Origin of the sequence: Dokdonella sp. (genome assembly GCF_017744955.1) — a bacterium.
Taxonomy (GTDB): domain Bacteria; phylum Pseudomonadota; class Gammaproteobacteria; order Xanthomonadales; family Rhodanobacteraceae; genus Dokdonella_A.
In genome coordinates this window covers 193,479-212,797 of the sequence record NZ_JAGIAG010000006.1, presented here as the reverse complement: position 1 = coordinate 212,797, position 19,319 = coordinate 193,479, and the positions used below count along the sequence as shown (strand labels likewise).

At 64.7% G+C, this 19,319-nt stretch carries 22 protein-coding genes; 15 read left to right on the top strand and 7 right to left on the bottom strand.

Annotated features, from left to right (window positions below):
* Positions 1-189: 189 nt before the first annotated feature.
* From J7520_RS14240 to J7520_RS14225, 4 genes are all read right to left on the bottom strand, one after another.
* A complete protein-coding gene (locus J7520_RS14240) occupies positions 190-1,632 on the bottom strand; it encodes a nitrilase-related carbon-nitrogen hydrolase (protein WP_291189405.1) in 1,443 nt (480 codons plus the stop codon).
* Positions 1,616-2,197, bottom strand: coding sequence for a TetR/AcrR family transcriptional regulator (locus J7520_RS14235; protein WP_291189403.1), 582 nt, complete (start codon positions 2,195-2,197; stop codon positions 1,616-1,618). The genes J7520_RS14240 and J7520_RS14235 overlap by 17 nt, the downstream gene beginning before the upstream one ends.
* A gap of 140 nt (positions 2,198-2,337) precedes the next feature.
* Positions 2,338-3,165 carry a hypothetical protein gene (locus J7520_RS14230; RefSeq protein WP_291189401.1) on the bottom strand — a complete coding sequence of 276 codons (828 nt, stop codon included), beginning with the start codon at positions 3,163-3,165 and terminating at the stop codon, positions 2,338-2,340.
* Positions 3,162-4,838 carry a diguanylate cyclase gene (locus J7520_RS14225; RefSeq protein ID WP_291189399.1) on the bottom strand — a complete coding sequence of 559 codons (1,677 nt, stop codon included), beginning with the start codon at positions 4,836-4,838 and terminating at the stop codon, positions 3,162-3,164. Before J7520_RS14225 ends, J7520_RS14230 begins: the two co-directional genes overlap by 4 nt.
* Before the next feature lie 206 nt (positions 4,839-5,044).
* Between J7520_RS14225 and hutU the strand changes: the two genes are divergently transcribed.
* The 3 genes from hutU (at position 5,045) to J7520_RS14210 (ending at position 8,797) form a co-directional block, all read left to right on the top strand.
* Positions 5,045-6,715, top strand: coding sequence for a urocanate hydratase (hutU, locus tag J7520_RS14220; protein ID WP_291189397.1), 1,671 nt, complete (start codon positions 5,045-5,047; stop codon positions 6,713-6,715).
* A 492-nt stretch (positions 6,716-7,207) separates the two neighbouring features.
* A complete protein-coding gene (locus J7520_RS14215; protein WP_291189395.1) occupies positions 7,208-7,645 on the top strand; it encodes a toll/interleukin-1 receptor domain-containing protein in 438 nt (145 codons plus the stop codon).
* Positions 7,646-8,353: 708 nt separating this feature from the next.
* Complete coding sequence (locus J7520_RS14210) at positions 8,354-8,797, top strand: hypothetical protein (protein WP_291189393.1); 444 nt, start codon at positions 8,354-8,356, stop codon at positions 8,795-8,797.
* 317 nt (positions 8,798-9,114) lie between these two features.
* Here the strand turns inward: J7520_RS14210 and J7520_RS14205 are convergent, their stop codons facing one another.
* A complete protein-coding gene (locus J7520_RS14205; RefSeq protein ID WP_291189391.1) occupies positions 9,115-9,345 on the bottom strand; it encodes a SymE family type I addiction module toxin in 231 nt (76 codons plus the stop codon).
* 353 nt (positions 9,346-9,698) lie between these two features.
* On the opposite strand from J7520_RS14205, the gene J7520_RS14200 reads away from it, so the two are divergent.
* From J7520_RS14200 to J7520_RS14190, 3 genes are all read left to right on the top strand, one after another.
* Complete coding sequence (locus J7520_RS14200) at positions 9,699-10,208, top strand: HIT family protein (RefSeq protein ID WP_291189390.1); 510 nt, start codon at positions 9,699-9,701, stop codon at positions 10,206-10,208.
* Between the two features lie 158 nt (positions 10,209-10,366).
* A complete protein-coding gene (locus J7520_RS14195) occupies positions 10,367-10,645 on the top strand; it encodes a hypothetical protein (protein WP_291189388.1) in 279 nt (92 codons plus the stop codon).
* 54 nt (positions 10,646-10,699) lie between these two features.
* On the top strand, positions 10,700-11,212 hold the full coding sequence (locus tag J7520_RS14190) for a DUF4440 domain-containing protein (RefSeq protein WP_291189386.1): 513 nt from the start codon (positions 10,700-10,702) through the stop codon (positions 11,210-11,212).
* A gap of 42 nt (positions 11,213-11,254) precedes the next feature.
* Here J7520_RS14190 and J7520_RS14185 read toward each other — a convergent pair whose 3' ends face one another.
* Positions 11,255-11,827 (bottom strand): VOC family protein, encoded by a 573-nt coding sequence (locus J7520_RS14185; protein WP_291189384.1) that lies wholly within the window; start codon positions 11,825-11,827, stop codon positions 11,255-11,257.
* A gap of 22 nt (positions 11,828-11,849) precedes the next feature.
* On the opposite strand from J7520_RS14185, the gene J7520_RS14180 reads away from it, so the two are divergent.
* The 8 genes from J7520_RS14180 (at position 11,850) to J7520_RS14145 (ending at position 18,223) form a co-directional block, all read left to right on the top strand.
* A complete protein-coding gene (locus tag J7520_RS14180; RefSeq protein WP_291189382.1) occupies positions 11,850-12,203 on the top strand; it encodes a cupin domain-containing protein in 354 nt (117 codons plus the stop codon).
* 200 nt (positions 12,204-12,403) lie between these two features.
* Positions 12,404-13,432, top strand: coding sequence for an alpha/beta hydrolase (locus J7520_RS14175; protein ID WP_291189380.1), 1,029 nt, complete (start codon positions 12,404-12,406; stop codon positions 13,430-13,432).
* Between the two features lie 69 nt (positions 13,433-13,501).
* Positions 13,502-14,125, top strand: a complete 624-nt coding sequence (locus J7520_RS14170; RefSeq protein WP_291189378.1) for a class I SAM-dependent methyltransferase — start codon at positions 13,502-13,504, stop codon at positions 14,123-14,125.
* Between the two features lie 84 nt (positions 14,126-14,209).
* Positions 14,210-14,956, top strand: a complete 747-nt coding sequence (gene map / locus J7520_RS14165; RefSeq protein ID WP_291189376.1) for a type I methionyl aminopeptidase — start codon at positions 14,210-14,212, stop codon at positions 14,954-14,956.
* Positions 14,957-15,019: 63 nt separating this feature from the next.
* A complete protein-coding gene (locus tag J7520_RS14160; RefSeq protein ID WP_291189374.1) occupies positions 15,020-15,574 on the top strand; it encodes a hypothetical protein in 555 nt (184 codons plus the stop codon).
* Between the two features lie 74 nt (positions 15,575-15,648).
* A complete protein-coding gene (locus J7520_RS14155; protein ID WP_291189372.1) occupies positions 15,649-16,140 on the top strand; it encodes a TspO/MBR family protein in 492 nt (163 codons plus the stop codon).
* 255 nt (positions 16,141-16,395) lie between these two features.
* Complete coding sequence (locus tag J7520_RS14150; RefSeq protein ID WP_291189370.1) at positions 16,396-16,587, top strand: hypothetical protein; 192 nt, start codon at positions 16,396-16,398, stop codon at positions 16,585-16,587.
* Positions 16,588-16,786: 199 nt separating this feature from the next.
* Positions 16,787-18,223: an MATE family efflux transporter gene (locus tag J7520_RS14145; RefSeq protein ID WP_291189368.1), complete on the top strand. Its 1,437-nt coding sequence runs from the start codon at positions 16,787-16,789 to the stop codon at positions 18,221-18,223.
* A gap of 16 nt (positions 18,224-18,239) precedes the next feature.
* Here the strand turns inward: J7520_RS14145 and J7520_RS14140 are convergent, their stop codons facing one another.
* Positions 18,240-18,635 carry a hypothetical protein gene (locus J7520_RS14140; RefSeq protein ID WP_291189366.1) on the bottom strand — a complete coding sequence of 132 codons (396 nt, stop codon included), beginning with the start codon at positions 18,633-18,635 and terminating at the stop codon, positions 18,240-18,242.
* Positions 18,636-18,829: 194 nt separating this feature from the next.
* Here J7520_RS14140 and J7520_RS14135 point away from each other — a divergent pair, with 194 nt between their 5' ends.
* Positions 18,830-19,213: a VOC family protein gene (locus J7520_RS14135; protein WP_291189364.1), complete on the top strand. Its 384-nt coding sequence runs from the start codon at positions 18,830-18,832 to the stop codon at positions 19,211-19,213.
* Positions 19,214-19,319: the final 106 nt, after the last annotated feature.

Here is a 19,319-nt window from a genome sequence, read left to right as displayed (position 1 = left end):
GATGCGGGAATCCATCCACTCTCGATCACGCTGGAAAAATCGAAGCGGATGTGACGACATCGAATTTTCGCGCTGCCTGCCGGTCGGCGCCGCCGCGGAAGGCGCGGCCATCGCCGCATGGCCTATCCGGAGTCGATACCGTGCTGCCGCCGGCCGCGCGGGACTGCATGGCGACGAAACGGCGCGCCGCTATCTCCGCCGCTTGCGCCGCCACAACAGGCTGGCCGCCGTGACGGCCGCGGCGATCAGGCACAGCCAGCCGAAGGCGTCGCCGACGCGCGCATAGAGCGTGCGCGTCGTGCGCAGCGGCAGTTCGCCGAGCAAGGTGGCGGGTTCCGCACTGCCGACGCTGGACGCCTGCGCCAGCACGCGGCCGCGGTCGTCGCTGAGCGTGAGCAGGCCGCTGCGCGCGACGCGCGCCATCGCGAAGCCGCCTTCGACGCCGCGCAGCACCGCCATGCGGCCGTGCAGCCAGGCGTCCTCGTCGAAGTCCCAGGCCGGCACCAGCAGCAGTTGCGAGCCGTCGCGGCCATGGGCGAGGCCGGTCGAGGGGAAGTCGAGATCCTTGCAGATCGCCACGCCGACGCGCGGCGTGCCGTCGAGCAGCAGCGTGCGATCGCCTGGCGTGTAGCGGTCCTCGAAGCCGGGGATCAGATGACGCTTGGCGTACGCGACCGGCTCCGCGGCGCCGGGTTCGAACACCAGCGCGGCGTTGCGTTTGACCGACGCGTCGCTGTGGTCCTCGGCGCCGATCAGGAGGCGCACGTCGCGGCGCGTCGACAGCTCCTGCAGCGCGGGAATCGCGTGCGAGCGAACCAGCAAGGCCGACTCCGGCGCGACGACGATCTGCGCGCCGGCGGCGGCGAGCCGGTCGATCTCCTCGACGTAGCGCGCGAGCACGCGTTCGCCTTCGGGTTTCGCGAGATCGGCCTGCGCTTCCTTCGACGCGCCGATGCTGACCAGCCCGACACGCACGCTCTGCGTCGGGCCGTCGTCGTGCAGGCGCAAGGCGCCGTAGCCGAGCGCGCACGCGAGCGTCGCCACGGCAAGGCCGGTGGACGACGCGCGGCGCGGCGCAGGCGCGTTCGCGCACATCAGTACCGCGAGCGCAGACGGCAGCAACCACACGACGAAGCCGACGCCCCACAGACCGAGCAGCGCAGCCACCTGGATCGCCGGCAGCGCATCCATCTGCGAATAGGCGATGTGGCCGAACGTGCCGTGCGGCGAGGCGGTCGCCGACAGCCATGCGAGCCCGGTCGCCGCGGCTGGCGCGAAGAACGTCGCCGCCACGACACGGCCACGCGACGCGAGTGCGCGGAACGGCAGCACCACGAGCAGCATCAGCACGGCAGGTACGAGGATCGCCGAGATCGTCACCGTCAGCGGCAGGCGCACCACGTCGTGCAGGTAGTGCCACTGCACGCCGCCGCCGATCGCGAAGGCGAGGAAGGTCGCCAGCGCCGCCGAGCGCGCGCGTGCGCGCAGCGCATAGGCGAGCACCGGCAGCGGCGCCAGCCATGCCGCCCACCATGCCGGCTGCAGGTCGTTCGCCAGCCACCACAGGGCCGCGCCCAGCGCGACCGCCGCGGCGCCGGCCCACGCCGGCGCGAAATCAGGTCTTGAGTCCATCGAACAGTCTCCCCAGCGAAGCGTCGTAGAACGCGCGGAACCCGCGCTCGTCGTAACTGAAGCGGCCGGCGCGATACAGCGCGATCAGGCCGTGCGTGTGCGCCCACAAGGTCATCGCGATGTCCCAGGCGTCGCCGTCGCGCAGCAGGCCGGCGCGCTGCGCCTCGACCACCACGTCGGCGACCACGTTGAGGGTCGGCGAGCGGCGCGCGCGGAAATCCTCGGGGAACTTGCGCGCGTCCTCGCGGCGCACCGAGAAGGCGTGGTCGAACAGGTGCGGATGCGCCAGCGCGTAGTCGAGATAGATGCGCTGGATCGCCAGAAGGCGCGCTAGCACGTCGTCGCCTTCGTCGCGAGCGCTCCAGCGGTGCGCGATCTCCTGGAAGCCGTCGTCGCTGATGCGCTTGAGCAGCGCTTCGCGATTGGGGAAGTGGCGGTAGATCGCCATCGGGGTGATGCCGACCGCGTCGGCGACGCGGCGCATGCTGACCGCGGCGGGGCCGTCCTGCTCGAACAGCGCGCGTGCGGCGCGCAGGATGCGATCGGCGGTGGCGGACGGAGTCATGTATACAGCGTATACCTCGCCGGCTCGCCGACGCAATACGGTGCGGGCGCCGCGCGCCGGCCCGCGATGCTTTTGTTGGTGGTGCCGAGCCGGAATGTGGCGTGCGACGCGACGCCGTACCGACCGTCGCGCCGGGGTGCTCAGGCCGCCATCGCGAGACGGCCCATGCGGCGCAGTCCGGGACTGAACTCCAGATCGGCCGGCAGCACGGTCTTCGGATTCGGCGCGTAGTCCGCGGCTGCCTGCAACGAGGCCTGGCCGATGCCGAGCCGCGAGCGCGCCGCGCCGAGCAGGTCGTCGAGATCGCGCGCCGATGCCTTCGCTCCGTTCGCGTCCGCCTGGAGGGAGTGCGCCGGCAGCGAGTGCCGGTAGTCCTCGAGGCATTCGTTGGCCAGCGCGTCGACGTCGATCTTCGGCACCGGCTGGTGCGGCACCGCGCGCGTGCTGATCTGCAGGCGCAGGGCGTGCGCCGGAGTCGTGCGCGCCTCGTCGAAGCCGCGATAGACCAGCTCGCTGCACACCACTTTGTCGGTGTCGTTCTTGACCACCAGGTCGAGCGCCATGCGCAGCGCGATGCGCAGAGCCGGGTCGTCGGTCAGCTTGTTGCGCACGGCGCAGGTGACGCCGAGCTGGAACAGCGAGGTCATCGGATACGGACGGCCGAGGTACGCGTCGCTCGCGGCGAGCAGGGCGGCGAGGCCGCTGTGGTTGTCCGGCGCCGGCTGCGCGGGGCGGAAGACGTCGATGTAGTGGAACGCCTTGGTCATGCGCGCGCGCTCCGCCAGGCCGGCGCGGCGCACGCCGCTGGCGGCGGCCTCGATCAACTGCCCCTTGTCCACGACCAAGGCCGCGTGGCTGTAGAGGCTGTCGCCGACCCAGGCGATCAGCTTGGACAATTCGCCGGCGCCCATGTGCAGCAGGACGTCGCCGGGAAGGAGGTCGTTCGGGGTGAGATCGTTCGTGCTCATGCGGCTCTCGGGACGGCGGAGGGTGGGTGGACGCAGACGCGATTGCGGCCGCTCGACTTGGCCTGATACACGGCGCGGTCGGCGTCGGCGATCAGGGTTTCGGGCGAGCCGTCGGCGGAATCCAGCGCGGCGACGCCGATGCTGACGGTCAGGCGCAGCGGTGTGCCGCCCGCGTCGACGTGGAGCGCTTCGACGGCGTGGCGCAAGCGTTCGCCGATTTCGGCCGCGCGTTCGCGCGAGCTTCCCGGCAGCAGCGCGACGAACTCCTCGCCGCCGTAGCGGCCGAGCACCTGCGGCAGGCGCAGCAGCGCGGCCACGCGATCGGCCACGGCCTTGAGGCAGGCGTCACCGACCGGATGGCCGTGCTCGTCGTTGATCGACTTGAAATGATCGATGTCGAGGAACAGCAGCGCCAGCGGCGAGCTGCGCTCGCGCGCCTGCACGACCGCGTCGGCGAGCCGCGCCAGCAGCGCGCGCCGGTTCAGTGCGCCGGTGAGGCCGTCGTGGCTGGCGAGGTGATGGGCGAAGTCGCGCTCGCGCCGCACGCGCAAGGTGTCGTCGGCGAGGCCGAGGATCAGCACGATGCTCGAGAACGCCATCGTGAACGGAAAGCCGTATTCGATCCACGGCGGCTGCGGCCAGCCGAGCAGGAGCTGGCCCACGCGCAGGGCGGTGAAGGCCACTTGAGGCAGCCAGGCGACCACGAAGAAGCGCGCCGCGCGGTTGCCGCGCCAGGCGACCAGCATGACGTCGGCGATCGCCAGCAGCGCGCTGAGCAGGAGCAGCACATTGAGCGCCGGCGGCAGCCAGCGGTCGAGGCGGTCGTCGCCGAACAGGATCAGCGGCACGACGAGCAGGAACGGCCAGCGGAACGCGCCGAGCGCGCGGGCGAGACGCGGGGTTTGCCGCTGCAGATCGCAGAACTCGAGGATGAAGGAGATCGCCAGCGCGGCCGAGAGGACCGCGGTGATCCACGAGGCATGCGTGCCGAGCGGCGCCAGCGCCACGCCGCCGACCACGTCGTACAACTCGCCGCTGCCGAGCGTCTGGTAGACCAGTTGCACGCTCGAATAGCCGACGAAGTACGCGAACAACCGATCGCGCAGCGCCAGCCACAAGCACAGTCCGACGAGGATCATCGCCAGCTGCACGCTGGCGAACAGCGTGGCGATGCGCACGTGGCGCAAGTCCTTCGCCTGATAGGTGGCGAGGTCGTCGAGTTCGAAATGCAGGCTCTTGCGCGTCTTCGTTTCGCCGATGCGCACCCAGATGGGTTCGCCCGCGCGCAGGTCGGGCGACAGCACGGAGACGAGGGCGTGGCGAGAGAAGCGCGCCTGCGCATCGGCGCGGTTGTGCAGCAGGACTTGCGCCTCGTACGCCGGCGGCGCGTAGACCTGGATCTCGGTGAGGTTGGCGTCGCGGATCGACAGCACTGGGGGCGTCGCGGCGTGCCAGTCGGCGTCGAGCGAGACGCGCAGCCATTGTCCGCTGCCCGACGTCATCGTCGGCGTCGTACCGGTCAGCGCGGAGAGTTCGCCGTCGTGCTCACCCGCACGCAGGGAAGCGATGTCCGCCTCGACCGCGGGCGGCAGCGCCGCGATGCGCAGGGTCGGCGTCGGCGAAGCCGCGACTGCCGCCATCGCATGCGCGCACAACGCGAACAGCAACGCCATCGCTGCCGCGATCGGAATGGTCGTGGACGCACGCTGCACAACGGCCCCTGTCGGCAACGAGGGAGGCGGTGGACGCCTTCCGTCGATTGTCCGCCGGAGTCGCCAGTAACCCCGGTTGCGCGGCACGGTACTCCGCGCCTGCGGCGCTGACAATAGCGGGGCCGCGGCCGATAATCGGGTTTTCCCCGTCAGCGACCGGATACCCGATGAACGCCCCGACCCGCATCGACACCACGCGCACGATCCGTGCCCCGCGCGGCAGCGAACTCTCCTGCAAGAGCTGGCTGAGCGAAGCCGCGTTCCGCATGATCCAGAACAACCTCGATCCGGAGGTGGCCGAGAACCCGCACGAACTGGTCGTCTACGGCGGCATCGGCCGCGCCGCGCGCAACTGGGAATGCTTCGACGCGATCCTGCGCAGCTTGCGCGAACTCGAGGACGACGAGACCTTGCTGATCCAGTCCGGCAAGCCGGTCGGCGTGTTTCCCACGCACAAGGACGCGCCGCGCGTGCTGCTGGCCAATTCCAACCTGGTGCCGCACTGGGCGACCTGGGAGCACTTCAACGAGCTGGATAAGAAGGGCCTGATGATGTACGGCCAGATGACGGCCGGCTCGTGGATCTACATCGGCAGCCAGGGCATCGTGCAGGGCACCTACGAAACCTTCGTCGAACTCGGCCGCCAGCACTACGGCGGTTCGCTGAAGGGCAGGTGGATCCTCACCGCCGGCCTCGGCGGCATGGGCGGCGCGCAGCCGCTGGCCGCTTCGCTCGCCGGCGCGTGCTCGCTCAATATCGAATGCCAGCAGAAGTGCATCGACTTCCGCCTGAAGACGCGCTACGTCGACGAACAGGCCAGCGACCTCGACGACGCGCTCGCGCGCATCGCCAAGTACACGAAGGCCGGCGAGGCGAAATCGATCGCACTGCTCGGCAATGCGGCCGAGATCCTGCCCGAGCTGGTCAAGCGCGGCGTGAAGCCCGACGCCGTCACCGACCAGACCAGTGCGCACGATCCGGTGCACGGCTATCTGCCGATCGGCTGGACCGTCGATCAGTGGCTGGCCGAGCAGAAGGCTGACCCTGCGAAGGTGCGCGACGCGGCGAAGAAGTCGATGCGCGTGCACGTCGAGGCGATGCTCGCCTTCCACGCGCAGGGCATCCCGACCGTCGACTACGGCAACAACATCCGCCAGATGGCCAAGGACGAAGGCTGCGCCAACGCGTTCGACTTCCCCGGCTTCGTGCCCGCATACGTCCGCCCGCTGTTCTGCCGCGGCGTCGGCCCGTTCCGCTGGGTCGCGCTGTCCGGCGATCCGGAGGACATCTACAAGACCGACGCCAAGGTGAAGGAGCTGATCCCCGACGATGCGCATCTGCACAACTGGCTCGACATGGCGAAGGAGCGCATCTCGTTCCAGGGGTTGCCGGCGCGCATCTGCTGGGTGGGCCTGGGGCAGCGCCACAAGCTGGGCCTGGCGTTCAATGAGATGGTGCGCAAGGGCGAGTTGAAGGCGCCGGTGGTGATCGGGCGCGACCATCTGGATTCCGGGTCGGTCGCGAGTCCGAATCGCGAGACCGAGGCGATGAAGGACGGCTCGGATGCGGTGTCGGATTGGCCGTTGCTCAATGCGATGCTCAATACTGCCGGTGGGGCGACCTGGGTGTCGCTTCACCACGGTGGCGGGGTGGGGATGGGGTATTCACAGCATTCGGGGGTCGTCATCGTCTGCGATGGCAGCGAGGATGCCGACCGGCGTATTGCGCGGGTGCTGTGGAACGATCCGGGGACCGGGGTGATGCGGCATGCGGATGCGGGGTATGAGATTGCGCAGCGGTGTGCGAGGGAGCAGGGGGTTAAGTTGCCGATGGGGTGAAGGAGAAAGAACTGACTCTGATCTCTATTTCGTCCCTTTATTTTAACGGCGAACGGGATCGGCAACTTACTGAGTTTATGTTGGGAACGGCTTGACGAAGGAAGGACATTTCCTGACCATCCGTCCGTACTGCGCCTCGCTTTCGGGGTCTATTTTGGGCTTATTTGTAGTTTGAGCGCACCGATCATCACTTCTCGCACTTTGGCATTCAACGCAAGATCGAAGGATTGATACATGGCCAGATGCACAGCACCAGTACGTGGACACAGCTCAGCGGCTGCCGCCGCTGCATGTCCGGCTTGCCGTTATCGCAGTAGCTCACGTTACAGTGGTGGCTATAGCGGTTCGTACTATCCATCAACGAGCAGCTCCAACTTCAGCAGTGTACGCAGCGGCGGTCGCAAGAACTCAAAGCCTCGTTGGTCCAGCGCAGGATCTGTAGTTTTCTATACGCCTCTAGAGGTGCAATCGCTAACGCCAATCCGTGAATCGGTGGAGGCTCAGATCGCGCTGCACCCCGACCGACGTGATGTATTTCTTTGCCACGCTTGGGATGACCGGCAGGGAGCAGCAAAGCAACTGCACGATCTACTCGAAGCTGCGGGTGTCAAAGTCTGGTTCAGTGAAAAAGATCTTGGCCTAGGCGTTCCAATGATGCGGGCAATTGATAAGGGGCTAGCCAACTCAAAGGTCGGCCTAGTGCTTGTAACACCAGCACTTCTTGCGCGCCTGCCGAAAGAGAGCGTTGCAGACAAGGAACTCTCAACATTACTCGCAGGAAATCGGCTTGTTCCCATTGTGCACAACACAACATATGAGGCGCTTCGCGATGTGAGTCCGATGTTGGCTTCGCGAACAGGTCTAGATACCGCAGAGGACTCCATGTCGGAAGTGGCTGCAAAGATCGCTGAGCTTGTTGCCTCGCGATAGAAGTGCGCTCTAACAATTTATTCAAGCCGCCGCTTCGCGGCGCGGCTTAATTCAGGAGTTAGGCATAGGGGGGGTTGTGTCGCAAGCTGAAACGGCATTATTTGTTGCGCTGATTTCTGCGAGCGCGTCTCTGGGATCTCTACTCTGGACAACCCGAGCCGCCCGGCTGGTTGAGGGGAGAACGACAAGGCTAGCTCTGCTTAACAATGAGTTCAATGAACTTAGTCATCTTCTCTACAAGATTGTCGCTCTTTCAAAGAAGATGGCCGACTCAGGCACGAATGAAAGATTCGCTGCTATCAGAGTTAAGGCGGAAACTTCCTCAAAGCAAGTGGATGATCTCCGACTTAAATGTAGGTATGCCCTCTGGGGGCTTGATGACGGATTTCGAACAATAAAGTGGATGCCAGTCTACATTGCCCATATGAAGGATAGCCGAAAGAGCATTCGCACAGCGAAGCTAATCAAGCTAGGAACGAAGCTCCGGCACTCTATGGACAAGGCCATTTGTCATTCCTACTTCAATGGGGCTCCTCCTAGACGAATTTCAAGGATGGTAGTGATGTATCGTGCTTGGCGGCTTCGTGTTTACTTCGACAATGGCAAGCCAGTTCCACTGGACTGACTGTGCCTAACAATTTGTTCGGGCCGACGTCGCTCCGGTGCGCGTAATAATTCTGGAATTAAATCGACACACGAGGGCGCTGCATGTCAAATGATGCTCAGCTTGAGGTTTACCGTGCGTTGCGGACGTCGCAAGACAAGTATGCATATTTCCTGCTTGCTGCTGCCGGTGCATCAATTGCTTTTGCGATCACGCAAACACGTGGCCATCATATCTCTTGGTTCCAAATTCCTCTTGGGCTCGCTGTTCTTTGTTGGGGGTTTAGTTTCTTCTTCGGCTGTCGTAACATTGCATACGTAAATTCAACTTTGTATGCAAATTCCGAACTTATCCGTGTGCAAAACGGGGAGCATCCGGAGGTTGGTCGTAATTCTCAAATGCAGGAGGCTGCCTGTGCTGGCATCCGTGCCGCAATTGAATCCAAGTCAAGCGTCGCAAATTCTCTATCCAAATTTCAGTTTTACTTTCTAATAGCCGGTGCCGTTTTGTACATTTGTTGGCACGTATTAGAAATGTGTCGGCAATGACACATGGACCACCCCCGCTTTCTCGGACGGTTTAATTAGGGCGCCTGCGCCTTGGCAAAATTCTTCGGTGACCGATAGCCCGAAAAAAAACGGGGTCAGGTTCACTTATCAATGGACAGGGTAAAACGGGAGCGGGATACCTTATTCTTGTGGTGATCATCTGTTCCGTTTACACGACACCGGATGTGGTCGTGATTTGGTTGTAATGACCGGAAGGTCAGCGGCGGGGTAGGTGCGATGGCTAGCTTGCTTTCCGGCTTCACTGGGTCCAAAAGCTTGGCGGATGGAGCGGGGTTTTATCCATCCGCCCAAGCGGATCAACTCGAAGTGGCGGGGACAATCGTGATGCGCCCATCTCCGATATGAATATCCACCTTCTGACCTATTGCAAAGCCGGCCTGTCGCAGCCAGTGACCTCGTAGGCGCAGGTAAGGAACGGGAGGATGGATTGGCCGGCTGTGATGGCGATACGTGTAGGTGTATGCGTAGAAGCTGGAGCCGACGGTGAGCAGGCGCTTCTTGAGGGGGATGCGGGTTCGAGCGGCCATGATGGCTTCCTAGTAGTTCGTTCAGTGCGCCTCTTGTTCAGAGAGGCGGCCGGGTACTTGAACACCGCTACTAGACGGCCCACAGCTTTCCCCTTGCGGGTCTTGTATGGCTGCGCGCTACCCGGCCATGATCACAAACTACAGGCACAAAAAAACCGCGAGCTTTCGGGTACGGTCAGTCCGCTAGTAGAGGTGTGTTCAGCACCTGTGGCCAACGTAGCGGTTTCGGTGGGTGGCGTCAACGAAAACGGGATCGATGAAAATGGGGGAAAACGGGGCCAGAGTGCGTTTCACGATGGGCACCGAATCGAAGGCACCAGATCGGTTGGTCAATGAATCGGCTTGAGAGAGTGATGATCGAACTTCCCATAAAAGACCCATGCGACCTCTGCGTAGCAGCTCGCGAGGAACCATGGAAGATCATCGAGGAAAGCGAACACACGCTGACGGTGATCAATCCGTGGCAGTTCGAAGTCGGCCAGTGCTGCGTCATCACGCGTCGGCATGTCGCGACGCTGCTCGACCTTTCCGACCAGGAGTGCAACGCCATTCTGCTCTCGGCCAAGCGGGTCGCCGAGGCGCTCGTCCGGACGTATCAGCCTCTCGGCATACTCACGTTCCAGAACAACGGCGTCTACAGTGGACAAGAAACCCCGCACTTCCACTTCCACGTCGTGCCTCGGCAGAAGGGCAGCGACTGGGGCATAGGGCCGCCGCAACTCGCGACGTTCGACGGTGCAGGACGCGAGAAGGGTGTTTCGCACGAGCCGAGCGGGGATGCGCAGCGCCGCGAGCGCGTTCGAGTTTCCGCCGAGCAGCTTGCCGAAGCCGTCGCTCTGATCCGCTCGAATCTGCCTGCGTAGTGTTCCAGCTCAGGTATTCGCAGGCTGATGCGGACACCGGCAGGCAAAGGCCCTGGCAGTTCGCGTACGCTGACCAGACGCAGGACACAAAGCGCCCGCCTGCACGGAAGGCCGGAGCATGCGGCATCTCGGCACTTCATATCTGGACGTTTCGGATCATGACGAATACCGCTCGAATCATTGTCTGCATCGTTTTCGCACTCTCGGCCTGCGCCCAGGTTCCATCGGCCGCATCGTGCGAGCGGAAATTCAACGACGCTGAAGTCGAGGGTCTGCTGTACCGTCAGGTCCGCAGGCTGGAGCCTGGAAAGGTGTACGTGAACTGGAAGAATTGCACCTACCATGTTCTTTACTATCCGCTTCCGGTGACGCCTGACGAGCAGAAGATCTTCGCCTTAGATTCCAACGGGAAGCTGTTGGAGCGCCGGGAATATTGATGCGGGAGGGACCAGGCCGGAGTGCCTTTCTCCAAGAAGGAAGGAATTGCACGTATGAGCCGTTGGCTGCTCGCCGTTGTCGTTTTCACCCTGACGCTGTCAGCGGGGCCACTACTCGCGCAAAGCGTTCCAGAACCAAGCACCGCCAAGGAGCTTCCCAGCGTCGCCCTCCCGCCCGAACTGGACCGTGTCTTCCGCGACTACGAGCGCGCCTGGCGCGCCGGCGACGCGGCGGCCCTGGCCGCGCTGTTCGCGGAGGACGGATTCGTGCTGCAGAGCAATCGCCCGCCGGTTCGTGGACGCGCAGCGATCCAGGCCGCCTATGCCGGCGAAGGCGGGGGTCCATTGCGGCTGCGCGCGCTCGCGTTCGCCTCCGAAGGCACGATCGCCTACATCATTGGCGGTTACGGCTACGGCGACAAACCCGGCGATACGGGAAAGTTCACCCTGACTCTGCGGCGAGCGCCCGGTGGGCGGTGGCTGATTTACTCGGACATGGACAACCAGAACGCCGCTCCGAAGCCCCGGAGCGCGGCGCAGACACCCGCTGCACCTCCGGCGCAATAGGCGCTTCGGACATTCGATGCAGGCGGTGCTCTCCCGCAGCCATTACCGATGGCTGCCGAGCGGCTCCGCCAATCCGATGAGAATCCCTTCCGGCCCGCGGATGTAGCAGAGCCGATACGCGTTCTCGTACTGCACCACTTCGCCGACGAGCTGCGCTCGCTTGCCGAGTCGGGCGAGCGTGTCGTCGAGGTCGCTCACGGCGAACATGGCGCGCAGATAGCCGAGTGCGTTCACAGGCGCGTTGCGGTGGTCGGCGACGACGGGCGGGGCGAGGAAACGCGAGAGTTCGAGCCGGCTGTGGCCGTCGGGCGTGACCATCATGGCGATCTCGACGCGCTGGTTGCCCAGGCCGGTGATGCGACCGGCCCATTCGCCTTCGATCGTGGCTCGCCCTTCGAGCGTCAGGCCGAGTTCGGTGAAGAAGGCGACGGCGTCGTCGAGGGATTCCACCACGATGCCGATGTTGTCCATGCGCAGCAATTGGCTTCGAGTCATGATTCCGGTCCTGTCGGGCGAGGGCGTCGCCCGATCGTAGCGGAGACACGCGCGGGCGTCCGCGGAACGAAGCCGGTTATCTTCTCGCAGGCCACCGATTGACCCCTTCGCCTGGTCCACGCAAAAAATCACCGAGGAAGCGATGCACCCCTACGACAAGAGCAACGCCGATCACTACGTCTGGGGCGGCGTCTGCGACGGCTGGCATCTGCTCCGGTCCGCCGACCTCAGCGTGATCCAGGAGCGCGTCCCGCCCGGCGCGAGCGAGACGAGGCACTTCCACACCAAGGCCAGGCAGTTCTTCTACGTGCTCTCCGGCATCGCGACCCTCGAGTTCGCCGACGGCGAAGTGACGTTTGGCCCCAGGCAGGGCGTGCACGTCGAGCCGGGTGTCGTTCACCGCTTCTGGAACAAGGGCACGACGGACGTGGAATTCCTGGTCATCTCCAGTCCATCGACAGCGGGCGATCGAACCAATCTCGATTCGACGACATAGCGGCGCGTTCGAACCGCTGGCGTTCGCGATCGGAGCGACTCGGCCGGACAGAAGGCCCTCACGACCGTTTCCGCGCTTCCCGATTCGGGGCGGGTCACGACACGACATCGTGTCCTCATCCAGCCAGCGTGCTGACAGCAAATTGCTAGCTTTCTCTCGAATCATCGGGAGAACGCCGCCCGCATCCGCAGGAGTCATCGATGGCGCATCGAATCTCTTCGTTGCTCGCATGCGCCGTCGGATGGTGGACTCTGGCCGGCGGCACGGCCGTGGCGGCGAATCCACAAGGCGAGCCCGCAGCGGCAAGGAACGCGAAGGCGGGGTCGGAAGAAGAGCATTCCTGGCTTCAAGCCGTATGGCAGCCCCCGTCTGGCTTGCAGCAAACCCCGATCTGGCCGAACGCCGCGCCGGACATGGAGGGCGTTCCGCAGGCGCCCGAAAGAATCGAAATCGCCGAAACACCCGATGCGCTCGAGGGACACACGTCCGAGGCGGCCTGGGACGTCACCGTTCCGACCATGACCGTGTTCCCGCCGAAGGGGAAGAACACCGGCGTGGCGATGATCGTGTTCCCCGGCGGCGGATTCAAAGCCGTCGTGCTGACCAAGCAGGGGACGGAGATCTGCGGCTGGATCACCTCGAAGGGGATCACCTGCATCCTGTCGAAGTACCGCGTTCCCAAGAGCAACCATCATTGGGACAGCGATTGCCGATGCGCGGTCACGCCCAAGGTTCCGCGCGCACTCCAGGATGCGCAGAGGACGATCCGGCTCGTCCGGGCCAGGGCCGGCGAATGGGGCATCCGCCCGGACAAGATCGGCGTCGTGGGCTTCTCGGCCGGCGGCTATCTGGTCGTGCAGACCAGCAATATCGTCGAACCGGCGTACGAGCCGGTCGACGCGACCGACAGGATCAGCAGCCGACCGGACTTCGCCATTGCGTTCTATCCCGGTCATCTGTGCCGCTCCGGTGGCACGCTCGATCCGGGCATCCATGTGACCCAGCGAACGCCGCCGACGTTCCTGCTGCAGGCATGGGACGATCCCGTCGACGAAATCTGCAACAGCACGATCTATGCGCGTGCGCTCGACAAGGCAGGCGTTCCCGCGGAAGTGCATCTCTTCGCCAAGGGCGGCCATGCTTTCGGCTTGAGGCGCTCGAAGCATCCTGTGGTCGCCGTGTGGCCTTCGCTCGTGGAGAGCTGGCTCGAGGAAATCGGGGTCCTGTAGCCTTGGGCGTGCTGCAAGCCAGGATTCGTTCCGGCCGGCGCCGCGGGCCACAACCATCGGAAGTCATCGATGCCATCGGATCAATCGAACGGCTGGGACGTCATCGCTCCTCGCTTCGTCGCCGAACGCTCTTCCGTTGGCGCTGCGACCGTGCGGGCGTGGTGCCGCGCGCTGCCGAAAGGTGCATCGGTGCTAGACCTGGGCTGCGGCTCCGGCGTGCCGATTTCCGAAGCGTTGCTAGAGGAGGGCTGCGAGGTCTTCGGCGTCGACGCGTCTCCCGCCTTGGTCGCCGCCTTCCGGCGCCGGTTCCCGCAGGCGAAGGTGGCGTGCGAGCCAGTGGAGGAATCGCGCTTCTTCGACAGGACCTACGACGGCGTCGTGGCCGTCGGTCTGCTGTTCCTGCTCGCGCCGGAGGTGCAGCGTGCGGTGATCCGCCGCGTGTCCGCTGCGCTGAAACCGAATGGCCGTTTCCTCTTCACGGCGCCGACGCAGGTCGCGACGTGGAAGGACACGCTGACGGGACGCGATTCCGTGTCGCTGGGCGACGAAGCCTATCGGAACGCGCTCGACAATGCGGGGCTGAAGGTCGTCGGCGAGCATGTCGACGAAGGCGACAATCACTTCTACGACACAGCCGGCGTCGGCGCGGAAGTCCTCTGCGAAAGGCGTGAGCCGTCTCCCGCAGCTGGCTGAGCATGCAGCATGTAGTGGGGCGAAGGGCTTCCTTCGCGGACGATGTGGGCGATACTGGCAGCCGACTCCGACCCCGGCGATCCCATGACCATCGAAACCGAAGACGACGTCGTCGCGCTCAAGCGCATCGGCAGGATCGTTTCCAGCGTGCTCCACGAGATGCTCGACGCGGCCGAGCCTGGCATGACGACGCGCGAGCTGGACGCCCTCGGCGAGCGACTGCTGGAACGGCACGGCGCACGCTCGGCGCCGAAGCTCACCTACGACTTCCCCGGCGCGACCTGCATCAGCATCAACGAAGAAGCCGCACACGGCATCCCGGGCGATCGGGTGATCCGGCCCGGCGACGTGCTGAACGTCGACGTGTCCGCCGAGCTGGACGGCTACTTCGCCGACACCGGCGGAACGCGGGTGGTGCCGCCGACCAATGCGCAGAAGACGCGCCTGTGCCACGCCACGCGCACGGCGCTCGAGCAGGCGATGCGGCAGGCGCGCGCCGGCCGGCCGATCAACGGCATCGGCGCGGCGATCCAGCGCACGGCGAAGGCCTACGGTTTCCGTGTCATCGAGAACCTCGGCAGCCACGGCGTCGGTCGCGCGCTGCACGAGGCGCCGGAGCACATTCCCGGCTACTTCGATCCGACCGACCGGCGCCTGCTCGGCGAGGGCATGGTGATTACCATCGAACCGTTCCTCTCGACGAGGAGCCGCCTGGTGACCGAGACGTCCGACGGCTGGACCCTGGTCGGCGTGCCGGGCAACTTGTCGGCGCAGTACGAGCACACGATGATCATCACCAAGGGCGAGCCGATCGTGGTCACGCGGCATTGAGCGGTCGTCGCCAGAGCGAAACGTCGGATGTCAGGGTCCAGGTTGGACAACGGGAGGAAGTTCGTGGCCGAAGTGCAACAACGCTCGACGTTCATAACAGTCGTGGCCTGGGTCTTCATCGTACTGTCCGGCTTCGCTACCGTCATTTCAGTCCTGCAGAACATCATGATTCAGACGATGTTCCGCGGTCCGGAGATCGGGCAGGGCATGCGGGTGACCTCATCGGTCGGCTTGCCTATCGCCGCTGCGTTCATGGCCGAACATGTCCATCTGTTTTTTCTGGCATTCCTGGTGCTGTCGATCTTCACGCTCGCGTGCTCCATCGGGCTGCTCAAGCGCCGGAACTGGGCTCGTCTGGGCTTCGTCGGCATCATGGTGCTGGCCATCGTGTGGAATCTGGGCGGGCTCGTGCTCCAGTTCAGTCTGTTCGCATCCATGCAGGATCAGCTCCCCGGCGACGCTACGCGCGCCGGGATGAGCATGGGGCCGTTCCTCATGGTCATGATGATCGTCAACGTGCTCCTCGCCATCGGCTTGAGCGTACTGTTCGGGTGGATTGCCGGACGTCTTCTGTCGCCTGCGGTGAGAGAAGAATTCACGGGTGCCACCGAGATGTGATGCTTTCTCGTGCGTGAAATCCGATCGGTCTCCAGTCCGATCAATTGAGCATGATCCATTCCCGGGAGCGACGGATGACGATGCCGACACGCCAGCAACTCTTCGGACTGATCGCCTGGCTCGCCGTCTGCTTCGCCGCCTCCGCGATCGGCGCCGTCGCGTCGATCCAGGCGGCTTCGTTCTACGCGCAGCTCGTGCGGCCGGAGTGGGCGCCGCCGGCGACGTGGTTCGGTCCCGTGTGGACCGTGCTGTACACGCTGATGGGCATCGCAGCATGGCTGGTCTGGCGCGTCGGCGGATTTCGCGCCGCGCGCACGGCGTTGACCGTGTTCCTGGTGCAGCTCGCGCTCAACGCGCTGTGGAGCTGGCTGTTCTTCCGCTGGAAGCTGGGCGCGCCGGCCTTTGTCGACATAGTGCTACTGTGGCTGCTCATCGTCGCGACGATCGTCGGGTTCTGGCGCGTGCGAAAAGTGGCGGGAGCGTTGCTGGTGCCGTACCTGCTGTGGGTCGGTTTCGCCACGGCGCTGAGCTATTCGGTGTGGCGGCTCAATCCGGGGGTTCTGTAGAAAAACGGTGAAGGATTGCCTCTTTCAAGCAGTCGCTATCCGCTACGGGCAAGCTGGATCGGTGATCTGCATCTATTTTTTGTCCACCTTGCAGCCTTTCAATTTCTTGTGAGCAACTATGCATGGGTCTGTTTTGCCTGCCGCGCATCGGTGCGCCGCCACGGTGCGTCCAAGCGCGTGCTCTGCCCAAGCTGCGGAAAATCATGTGAATGCATAGGCTGTAAGACGCCAGTTCCGCCGAAATCCAAACCAAAGATGTGGGAGCAGCTGCGGCTGAATCACTACCAGTTTCAACGTGAGCGTTTGCTTCGCCAGCAACAGGTCAATGTCCGTCGCATCCATGATCTGGAGCGAAAGATCGAGCGCCTTCAGGCGATGCCTTCAAATGAAGGCCGCAGCAAGACGATCGCCCACCTATCGAAACGGCTGGTGGCGGCTCTCACGTAGCTGGCCGCCCAATGTGAAAAGAAAGGGACGGGAGCCGAGCCGGAGTGAGCTGTTGGCCAGCTTCGATTGCTGGCATGGCTCGTGATTCGACTCCGCGCTCTGTCGATTCCGCTCCTTGCCGATCGTCGTAGTGTTGCGACTGACGATTTCAGCTCGCCTCTTTCCATGCGTTGATGCGATCCAGGCTCGGGAGTGTGCAATGCCCCCTGAAACACCAGCATCCGATTCCTCCACCATCGCCGCCCACCCGCCACAGTCCCTGTGGCGCGAACTGCGCGACGCCGTCCGCGGCACCGACGCCGACTACACCAGGATCCCGCTGCGCCGCGCGGTATTCCTGCTGGCCGTGCCGATGGTGCTGGAGCTGGTGCTGGAATCGACCTTCGCGGTGGTCGACATCTTCTTCGTCTCCAAGCTCGGCCCTTCGGCCGTCGCCACGGTCGGCCTGACCGAGAGCTATCTCTTCCTGCTCTACGCGGTGGCGATGGGGCTGGCGATGGCGGTGACCGCGGTGGTGGCGCGGCGCATCGGCGAGGGCAAGCCCGAGGAGGCGGCGGTCACCGCGGTGCAGGCGATCTTCGTCGCCTTGCTGGTGGCGGTACTGCCGGCGCTGGTCGGCGTCTTCTACGCGCAGGACCTGCTGCGCCTGATGGGCGCCGATGCCTGGGTCGTCGAGCACGGCTACCGCTACACGCAATGGATGCTCGGCGGCAACGCGGTGATCGTGCTGTTGTTCGTCATCAACGCGATCTTCCGCGGCGCCGGCGACGCGGCGATCGCGATGCGCGTGCTGTGGCTGTCCAACGGTCTCAACATCCTGCTGTGCCCGCTGCTGATCTTCGGCCTCGGCCCGATCCCGGCGCTGGGCATCGAGGGCGCGGCGATCGCCACCAACATCGGTCGCGGCTGCGGCGTGCTGTTCCAGCTGTGGATGCTGTTCCACAGCGGCAAGCACATCCGCATCCGCCTCGAGCAACTGGCCTGGCGCGGTGCGATGCTGTGGAACATCGTGCGCACCTCGCTCGGCGGCATCGGCCAGATGATCGTGGCGATGACGGCGTGGATCTTCCTGATGCGCATCCTCGCCGCGATCGGTAGCGAGGCGGTGGCCGGCGCGACCATCGCGATCCGCGTCATGATGTTCACGATGATGCCGGCCTGGGGCATGTCCAACGCGGCCGCGACCCTGGTCGGACAGAACCTCGGCGCCGGCCACGCCGATCGCGCCGAGGCGTCGGTGTGGCGCATCGGCTGGTACAACATGGCCTATCTGATCGGCGTGTCGGTGCTGTTCTTCGCCTTTCCGCAGCAGCTGGTCGCCTTCTTCAGCAGCGATCCGGAAGTGGTCAAGGTCGGCGCCGAATGGCTGCGCATCCTGTCGTACTCGTTCTTCGTCTACGGCTGGTGGATGGTGACGGTGCAGGCGTTCAACGGCGCCGGCGACACGATCACGCCGACCAAGATCAACGCGGTGTTCTTCTGGCTGATCCAGATTCCGCTGTGCTACGCGCTGGCGATCCACTTCGGCTGGAAGGAGCTCGGCGTGTTCTGGGGCGTGTTCGTGTCGGAGACGTCGGTCGGCTTGTTCACGCTGTGGCTGTTCACGCGCGGGCGATGGAAGCAGGCGAAGGTGTAGCGGCAGACGCCACCAATCAGGTCAACCACGCTTCAAGCGTCTGCAACGCGTCCTTCCGCGGATGCTCCGCTTCCGCGGACGGCTCGTATCGGCGTCCCTGGTAGTCGACGACCAGTTCGCCGAACGGATCGTCGACGGTGTCGGTTTCCTCGACGACCAGCTCCAGGTCTTCCAGCGCCTCCTCGACGCCGGCGACCTCGAGCGGCATGCGCAGGATCAGCAGCCAGGTGACGAAGGTAGCGTCGACGTCGTCTTCGCGGGCCTTGCGGACGGCGGTGGCGAGTGCCGACGCGCGGTCCGCGAAATGGGAGCGCGCCGGCGCCTCCGACGGAAACACGGTGATCGCTTCGCCCTGGGATTGCAGATCGCCGGTAGAGAGGTTCTCGAAACTGGAAATGACGACGTAGCTCATTGCAGAGGCTGCCTCTCGGCGTGATGTGTCGGAAAGTTCGCTGCAGCGCGAACGGTAGCGCGGAACGGATCCGGAGTGCGCGTTTCGGATGGCATTGGCGGTGCCGGCGGGATGTGTGCGACGCTGCACCGAATTGTTCCGCGCACGCCGAAGCCCTCCGCGGCGCGGCGCCAATCCCGGATCGGGCCAACCGCATGCTCCATCACCTCTCACTCGGCGTTCGTGACCTGGCGCTGTCCGGCGCGTTCTACGACGCGGCGCTCGGCGCGCTCGGGTTTCGTCGAGTCTTCGACGGCCCCCGGTCGATCGGCTACGGCCTGGTCGACGGTCAGGATCTTCTGCTGCTGAACCTCGATCCGGCCGCGTCGCCTCCCGGTCCCGGATTTCACCTGGCTTTCGCCGCACCGTCCCGGACGGCGGTGGATGCCTTCCACGCCGCGGCGTTGCGGATCGGCGGGCGGGATAACGGGCCTCCCGGACTGCGGCCGCACTACGGCCCCGATTACTACGCGGCATTCTTGATCGATCCGGACGGCCATCGGGTCGAGGCGGTCATCCATTCGACGCCAGCGGGCTGACCGGAGTGTGAGCGGAGCGGCGAGGGGCGCGGCTCCGCGTCATCGTGCTTTGCGACGTCGATTCCGCGGTTCCCCGTTCGTCGTCGAGGTGGAAGCGGCGCGCTTT

Bases quoted from the DNA above. Each gene is read 5' to 3' on its own strand.
- map (WP_291189376.1), top strand. From the start codon at position 14,210: ATGACCATCGAAACCGAAGACGACGTCGTCGCGCTCAAGCGCATCGGC.
- J7520_RS14190 (WP_291189386.1), top strand. From the start codon at position 10,700: ATGAGCCGTTGGCTGCTCGCCGTTGTCGTTTTCACCCTGACGCTGTCA.
- J7520_RS14150 (WP_291189370.1), top strand. From the start codon at position 16,396: ATGTGGGAGCAGCTGCGGCTGAATCACTACCAGTTTCAACGTGAGCGT.
- J7520_RS14180 (WP_291189382.1), top strand. From the start codon at position 11,850: ATGCACCCCTACGACAAGAGCAACGCCGATCACTACGTCTGGGGCGGC.
- J7520_RS14155 (WP_291189372.1), top strand. From the start codon at position 15,649: ATGACGATGCCGACACGCCAGCAACTCTTCGGACTGATCGCCTGGCTC.
- J7520_RS14205 (WP_291189391.1), bottom strand. From the start codon at position 9,345: ATGGCCGCTCGAACCCGCATCCCCCTCAAGAAGCGCCTGCTCACCGTC.
- J7520_RS14195 (WP_291189388.1), top strand. From the start codon at position 10,367: ATGACGAATACCGCTCGAATCATTGTCTGCATCGTTTTCGCACTCTCG.
- J7520_RS14230 (WP_291189401.1), bottom strand. From the start codon at position 3,165: ATGAGCACGAACGATCTCACCCCGAACGACCTCCTTCCCGGCGACGTC.
- J7520_RS14235 (WP_291189403.1), bottom strand. From the start codon at position 2,197: ATGACTCCGTCCGCCACCGCCGATCGCATCCTGCGCGCCGCACGCGCG.
- J7520_RS14240 (WP_291189405.1), bottom strand. From the start codon at position 1,632: ATGGACTCAAGACCTGATTTCGCGCCGGCGTGGGCCGGCGCCGCGGCG.
- J7520_RS14225 (WP_291189399.1), bottom strand. From the start codon at position 4,838: ATGGCGTTGCTGTTCGCGTTGTGCGCGCATGCGATGGCGGCAGTCGCG.
- hutU (WP_291189397.1), top strand. From the start codon at position 5,045: ATGAACGCCCCGACCCGCATCGACACCACGCGCACGATCCGTGCCCCG.
- J7520_RS14140 (WP_291189366.1), bottom strand. From the start codon at position 18,635: ATGAGCTACGTCGTCATTTCCAGTTTCGAGAACCTCTCTACCGGCGAT.
- J7520_RS14145 (WP_291189368.1), top strand. From the start codon at position 16,787: ATGCCCCCTGAAACACCAGCATCCGATTCCTCCACCATCGCCGCCCAC.
- J7520_RS14135 (WP_291189364.1), top strand. From the start codon at position 18,830: ATGCTCCATCACCTCTCACTCGGCGTTCGTGACCTGGCGCTGTCCGGC.
- J7520_RS14200 (WP_291189390.1), top strand. From the start codon at position 9,699: ATGATCGAACTTCCCATAAAAGACCCATGCGACCTCTGCGTAGCAGCT.
- J7520_RS14175 (WP_291189380.1), top strand. From the start codon at position 12,404: ATGGCGCATCGAATCTCTTCGTTGCTCGCATGCGCCGTCGGATGGTGG.
- J7520_RS14170 (WP_291189378.1), top strand. From the start codon at position 13,502: ATGCCATCGGATCAATCGAACGGCTGGGACGTCATCGCTCCTCGCTTC.
- J7520_RS14210 (WP_291189393.1), top strand. From the start codon at position 8,354: ATGTCAAATGATGCTCAGCTTGAGGTTTACCGTGCGTTGCGGACGTCG.